The organism is Ideonella sp. P3_A4 (assembly GCF_056403075.1).
This window is the reverse complement of sequence record NZ_JBFUGE010000403.1, coordinates 1-5,473: the sequence shown is the minus strand read 5'-3', so window position 1 is coordinate 5,473 and position 5,473 is coordinate 1. Positions and strand designations below refer to the sequence as shown.

The 5,473-nt window shown below is 67.5% G+C and carries 6 protein-coding genes and 1 pseudogene; 3 read left to right on the top strand and 4 right to left on the bottom strand.

Going from position 1 to position 5,473, the window contains the following annotated elements:
• The 4 genes and pseudogenes from AC1DYI_RS25230 to AC1DYI_RS25215 all read right to left on the bottom strand — a co-directional run.
• Positions 1-365: pseudogene (locus AC1DYI_RS25230) on the bottom strand (ABC transporter permease); the annotation flags it as partial.
• Between the two features lie 8 nt (positions 366-373).
• Positions 374-1,486: a threonine aldolase family protein gene (locus AC1DYI_RS25225; RefSeq protein WP_477206882.1), complete on the bottom strand. Its 1,113-nt coding sequence runs from the start codon at positions 1,484-1,486 to the stop codon at positions 374-376.
• Positions 1,487-1,552: 66 nt separating this feature from the next.
• Positions 1,553-2,287: an ABC transporter ATP-binding protein gene (locus AC1DYI_RS25220; RefSeq protein ID WP_477206881.1), complete on the bottom strand. Its 735-nt coding sequence runs from the start codon at positions 2,285-2,287 to the stop codon at positions 1,553-1,555.
• 10 nt (positions 2,288-2,297) lie between these two features.
• On the bottom strand, positions 2,298-3,551 hold the full coding sequence (locus AC1DYI_RS25215; RefSeq protein ID WP_477206880.1) for an efflux RND transporter periplasmic adaptor subunit: 1,254 nt from the start codon (positions 3,549-3,551) through the stop codon (positions 2,298-2,300).
• On the opposite strand from AC1DYI_RS25215, the gene AC1DYI_RS25210 reads away from it, so the two are divergent.
• From AC1DYI_RS25210 to AC1DYI_RS25200, 3 genes are all read left to right on the top strand, one after another.
• Positions 3,550-4,314 carry an N-acetyltransferase family protein gene (locus tag AC1DYI_RS25210; RefSeq protein ID WP_477206879.1) on the top strand — a complete coding sequence of 255 codons (765 nt, stop codon included), beginning with the start codon at positions 3,550-3,552 and terminating at the stop codon, positions 4,312-4,314. The two genes, AC1DYI_RS25215 and AC1DYI_RS25210, sit on opposite strands and share 2 nt — an antisense overlap.
• Before the next feature lie 47 nt (positions 4,315-4,361).
• Positions 4,362-5,006 carry a glutathione S-transferase family protein gene (locus AC1DYI_RS25205; RefSeq protein ID WP_477206878.1) on the top strand — a complete coding sequence of 215 codons (645 nt, stop codon included), beginning with the start codon at positions 4,362-4,364 and terminating at the stop codon, positions 5,004-5,006.
• A gap of 11 nt (positions 5,007-5,017) precedes the next feature.
• Positions 5,018-5,473, top strand: a 456-nt coding sequence (locus AC1DYI_RS25200) for a protein-tyrosine phosphatase family protein (RefSeq protein ID WP_477206877.1), incomplete at its 3' end; no start/stop codon positions are given.

Sequence of the window (5,473 nt, the reverse complement as noted above, 5' to 3'; positions counted from 1 at the left end):
TCCTCGCTCAGCCGGTACTCGGGGTACAGCTTCAGGTAGCTTGCCGGCTCGACCGCGAACTGCGGAAAGAAGTTGCGCTCGGTCTGGTAGATGCCACCGAACCAGTTGGCCCACGAGATCGTCGTGACACCGTCAACCGCCTTCAACCGCTGCGCATAGCTCAACGGCAGCGGAAACGTCAACGACACCGAACTGCGCGTGATCAGCCGCGTGCTCGAACTGGCCACGACGCCCGCATACCAGGCGTCGATCAGCGTGCGCAGCAAGCCGAATGCGCACACCGCCACCACCAGCCCGACGATCGTCAACCCGGTGCGCAACCGGTGGCGAAAGGCGTTACGCAGCAGCAGCTTGAGCAGGAACATGCTGAGCGTTAACTTCGCACCGAAGCCAACACCTGCCGGAAGTGCGAGACCACCTGCGCGTCGGTCCAGCCCTCCGACGCATCACCGATCGCGACCTCGATCATCGAATGGCCGGGCCAGACGGAGTCGACGCAGGCGGCTGACAGCCAGAACCTATGCTCCTGGGCGATCGACAGCATGGCTTGCTTGACCTGCGCCGGAGCACCCGGCAGGTGGACATGGAACGAGTTCGTGTGCGGCGGTTCCGGTGCGACGCGCAGGCCTTCGATCTCAGTCAACGCTTTGGCGAGCTGCAGCGCGCGTTGGTGGTACTCGGCCATGCGGGGCCACTGGGTTCGCAGGCCGATCGTGGCCGACAGCACGTAGGGGAAGACGGTGTAGAGGTTGCCCGCCAGCCGCGTCTGCCACAGACGCACCTGCTTGATGAAATCAGCGGGGCCGGCCAACGCGCAGCCCGCGAGGCCACCGAGGCCTTTGTAGAACGAGACGTAGACCGAATCAGCCAGCGCCGCGATGGTCGGCAGATCGTGGCCGTAGCCTGCGGACGCTTCCCACAGCCGCGCTCCGTCGAAGTGCAGCGGCACCTGCTGCTGGCGGCACCAGGCGCTGATGGCTTCCAGTTCCGACCAGGCCGGCAGGCGAAAGCCGGCGCGCCGCAGCGGCAGCTCGACRACGACCAGCGCAGGCTTTTCGACCAGCGCTTCCAGATCGTCGACCTTGAACGGCTGATCGCCTTGGCCCAGCCGAATGCCGCGCAGACCCAGCACGTGTTCGTAGGCCTGGGCCTCGTCCAGTTCGATGTGCGACTTGCGGTGCATCACGACCTGTGCACCGGTGCGCCCGGCGGTCCACACCCGCATTGCTGCCAGTTGGGCCGCGACACCCTTGTGCAGGAACAGCGCAGCCTCCTTGCCCAGGCGCTGGGCAATGTCCTGCTCCAGCTCTTGGATCAGTTCACCCTCGCCGTACAGGTCCAATGGACCGTTGGCTTCGGCCGCATCGGCCAGGTTCAGTAGCACTTCCTTCATCGACCGCCGTGGCCGATGGCCGCTCAGCCAGGCGGTGCAGTTGTTGCGCAAGGCCTGGTCGGCCGAAGCGTTAGATGGGGGTTGGTTCGGCATCGTGTCTTTTTGCAGAGGTAGGAGTGGCAGAGAGGGGGAGGCCGCAGTGGGCGCCCCGGTGTTGATTCAAGTGGGCGCTTCGTCCACCAGCACACCTTTTTCCAGGTGCACCAGGCGCTGCGCCTTGGCCGCGGCCTTGGGGTCGTGCGTGACCATGACGATGGTCTTCCCCAGCTCGCGCACCAGCCGGTCCATCAGGTTCAGCACCTCTTCGCCGGTGGTGCGATCGAGGTCACCGGTGGGCTCGTCGGCGACGATGAGTTGCGGGTCGGTGACCAGCGCGCGCGCAATCGCCACGCGCTGCTGCTGGCCGCCGGACAGCTCGTTGGGCCGGTGGTCGGCGCGGTCGGTCAGGCCGACCAGCGCCAGCAGGGCATCCACGCGCTGCGCACGTTCACGCGGCGACAGGCGCGTCAGCAACAGCGGTAGCTCGACGTTCTCGAACGCGGTCAGCACCGGCAGCAGGTTATAGAACTGGAAGATGAAGCCGACGTTGGCCGCGCGCCAGTCGGCCAGTTGGCTCTCGCTCAGCGTGGCGATGTCGACCCCGTCGATCTCGATCGTGCCGCTGCTGGCCTGGTCGATGCCGGCGATCAGGTTCAGCAGCGTGGTCTTGCCCGAACCAGACGGGCCCATCAAGGCGATGAACTCGCCGGCCTGCACATCGAGGTCGATGTCTTCCAGCACCGGGATGTCCAGCCCGCCGCGGCGGTAGCCTTTGCTGAGCGAGCGGATGCGGATCAGCGGCGGCGCGTTGCCCGATGCGCCGAGGGGCGGGCTGGCCTGCGCAGTGACGCTCATTGCCCGGGCCTCACTTCGACGCCACGGTGACGGCGGCGCCGGTGGCCAGCTTGTCGCCTGGGCTCAGCACGATGCGGTCCCCGCGCTGCAGCGCGCCGGCCGCCACCTCGACCACGTCGCCCAGCGTGCGGCCGGGCGTGACCGGCACGGCTTCGAGCTTGTCGTCCTTGCCGATGCGAAACACCAGCTTCTTGCCGTCGCGTTCGACGATGGCCTTCGGGTTCACCGCCATCACCGGCTTCTGATCGGCATCGCTCGGCGCCTGCGACAGGAAGTTGACCTTAGCGCTCATCTCGGGCAGCACGCGCGGGTCGAGTTTCTCGAAACGGATCTTGGTCATCACCGTGGCCTTGGCGCGGTCGACCGTGGGCACGATGCGCGCGACGCTGCCGCGAAAGCGGGTGTCGGGCAGTGCGTCCAGCGTGATCTCCACCGGCTGGTCGGGCTTGACCTTGCCGACGCTGGACTCGGACACATCGGCCTCGACCTCCAGTGTCGACAGATCGGCCATCGTCACCACCGCGCCCGAGGTGCCCACCGCGTTCGAGAACGGTGTGATCAGGTCGCCGACGTTGGCGTTCTTGACCAGCACCACGCCATCGAAGGGGGCGCGGATCTCGGTCGAATCGCGGTTCACCTGCTGCACCTTGACCTGGGCTTTCGCCTGGCCGATGGTGGCGCGCGCGGTGGCCAATGCGGCCTGCGCAGCTGCGGTGCTGGCAGCTGCAGTGCGGGCGCGCGTCTGCGCCGCGTCCACCGCTTGCGGCGAGACGAAGGATTGCGCCGCCAAGCCCAGCGTGCGCTTCAGCTCGTCGTCGGCATTCGCCTGCTGCGCCTGCGCGAGTTTGACGTTCGCCTCGGCCTGTTTGACCGCTGCCTCGGTTTGCCGCACGCCGGCTTCACTGACACCGAGGTTGGCATCCACATCGGCAGCGTCCAGCCGGGCCAGCAAGTCGCCCTTTTTCACCAGACTGCCCTCGCGCACATTCAGCTCCACCAGTCGCCCGGTCCCCTTGGACGACACGGCGGCCCGGCGCTGCGCCACTACATAACCCGACGCTGCCAACTGGTTGTACTGCTGCGACGGATAGGCGGTCTGTACGGTCGCCGCCTGCACCTCGGTCTTGCGAGACGCCAGCTGCGGCACAGCGATAGCCACCACCAGCAGCGCGCCAACAACCCAGGGCCAACGCCGACGGTGGCCCCTCGCCTGGCGGTTGATCTTCGTCAATCCAAGCGGTGCAGGCGAGGGGGTGTCGGCCATGGGTGTCGGCAAAGGTGGTGCGAGCGATGGGCAGCGTTGCTGGGTGCTCAGCATGCCACGGTGGCCGGACTTCGTGGAGGTCGTAGCCCGCCGGCCCAGCATCTACGTCCGCACACACAGCTGTCGGCTGGGCGGCTTGCCAAGCCCGGCCGGCCGCGGCATCGTCGCGGTCATGACGCCCGACACCGCAGCGGCCGCCTACACGGTCGAACCCATGGCCCCGCGGCACCAGACCGCCTGGCTGCAGTTCTTCGACCGGGTAGCCTTCGCGGACAACCCGCGTTGGGCCAGCTGCTATTGCCAGTTTCCAACGGCTGATCACCCGGCCAAGCCGTGGAAGGAGCGTGACGCGGCCGAGAATCGCGCGAGCGCCTGCCAGCGCATCGCCGCCGGCCAGCAGCGCGGCGTCGTGGCGCTGGACAGCGCGGGCGCCGTGGTCGGTTGGTGCAATGCCGGCCCTTGGCGCAGCTTCAGCGTCATGGACGACGAAACACCCGAGCCACTGGCCGACCAGTTGGGCGCCATCACTTGCTTCGTTGTCGCCCCGGCCTGGCGTGGCCGTGGGGTGTCGCAAGCCTTGCTGCGAGCCGCGTGCGAGATGCTGAAGGCCGATGGCCTGGCCGCGATCGACGCGTGGACCAAACCGGGCGAAACCTCGCCGGCCGCCAACCACACCGGTTCGTTCACGCTGTACCAGCGTGCGGGCTTCGTTGTAGTGAAAGAGAACGTGAACGACGGGGTGATCGTGCGCAAAGCGCTGTAGCCTGCAGGCATGCTTTGCAAGCAGATCAGACCCAACCAGGCTGAACCATGGCGATTGAACCCTTGACCCTGTACGGCGCCGCCGGCTCTGGCTCGGTGGCCGTCGAAGCCACGCTGCATCTGCTCGGCATCGACTACACCTTGATCGAAGGGGCGACGTGGGCTGAGCCGGCGGCGCGCAACCGCGTGGCACCGGCGAACCCCATGCGGCAGATCCCGACATTGGTGCTTGCCGACGGCGAGGTGTTGACCGAGAGCGCCGCGATCCTGATTTACCTGGCTGATCTGCACCGGGCGTCCGGCCTGTCGCCGGCGGTGGACGACCCGCTGCGCGGGCGTTTCCTGCGCTGGATGCTCTACGTCTCTTCTGCCATCTACGCGCTGCACTGGATCAAGCCGGACGTGCGGCGCATAGGTGTGCCGCTGGCCCTGCGCGACACGGTCGTCGACGCGGTGCACGACCGCATCGCCTTTTGCTGGTCGACGATGGACCAACGGCTGGCACCGGCCGGGCCTTATCTGCTGGGCGAGCGGTTGACGGTGCTGGACCTGTATGTGAACGTGGTGTCGCGCTTCGGGCCTTGGCGCGAACGCTTCGTCGAGGCCGCGCCGACGATGGCGCCACTCGTCCAGCGGGTGGACGACGACCCGCGGCTGGCGCAGTTCTGGCTCGACCGCTTCAGCTTCGATTGAAGGAGCCTGCCATGGGCTTTCGCCGTGTTGATTTACCCGCCGGGCTGCCCGGCACGCTGTGGCTCAGCGGCATGCCGGGCCGCTGGGAGCCTTGGCCTGCCTTTGTCGACGAAGCGCGGCGTGTCGGCCTGGCGTTGACGCTGTGCCTGACCGAGCGCGACGAGATTGCCGAGCTGTCGCCGGACTATCGCCGTGCGATCGACAATGGCAGCTTGCCGGGGGCGTGGTTGAACGTGCCGGTGCGCAACTACGAGGTGCCCGACGATGCCGAGGACCTGCGCCAGGCGGTCGAGGCGGTGGCGCAGAAGCTGCAGCAGGGTCAGGCGGTGTTGCTGCACTGCGCGGCCGGCTTGGGCCGCACTGGCACCGCGGCGGCTTGCGTGCTGAAACGTCTGGGCCTGCCAGCGGACGAAGCACTGCGCCGTGTGCGTGACGCTGGCTCTAACCCGCAAAGTGCTGTCCAATCC

Coding starts and splice junctions, on each gene's coding strand:
- AC1DYI_RS25220 (WP_477206881.1), bottom strand. CDS start 2,287: ATGAGCGTCACTGCGCAGGCCAGCCCGCCCCTCGGCGCATCGGGCAAC.
- AC1DYI_RS25210 (WP_477206879.1), top strand. CDS start 3,550: ATGGGTGTCGGCAAAGGTGGTGCGAGCGATGGGCAGCGTTGCTGGGTG.
- AC1DYI_RS25215 (WP_477206880.1), bottom strand. CDS start 3,551: ATGGCCGACACCCCCTCGCCTGCACCGCTTGGATTGACGAAGATCAAC.
- AC1DYI_RS25205 (WP_477206878.1), top strand. CDS start 4,362: ATGGCGATTGAACCCTTGACCCTGTACGGCGCCGCCGGCTCTGGCTCG.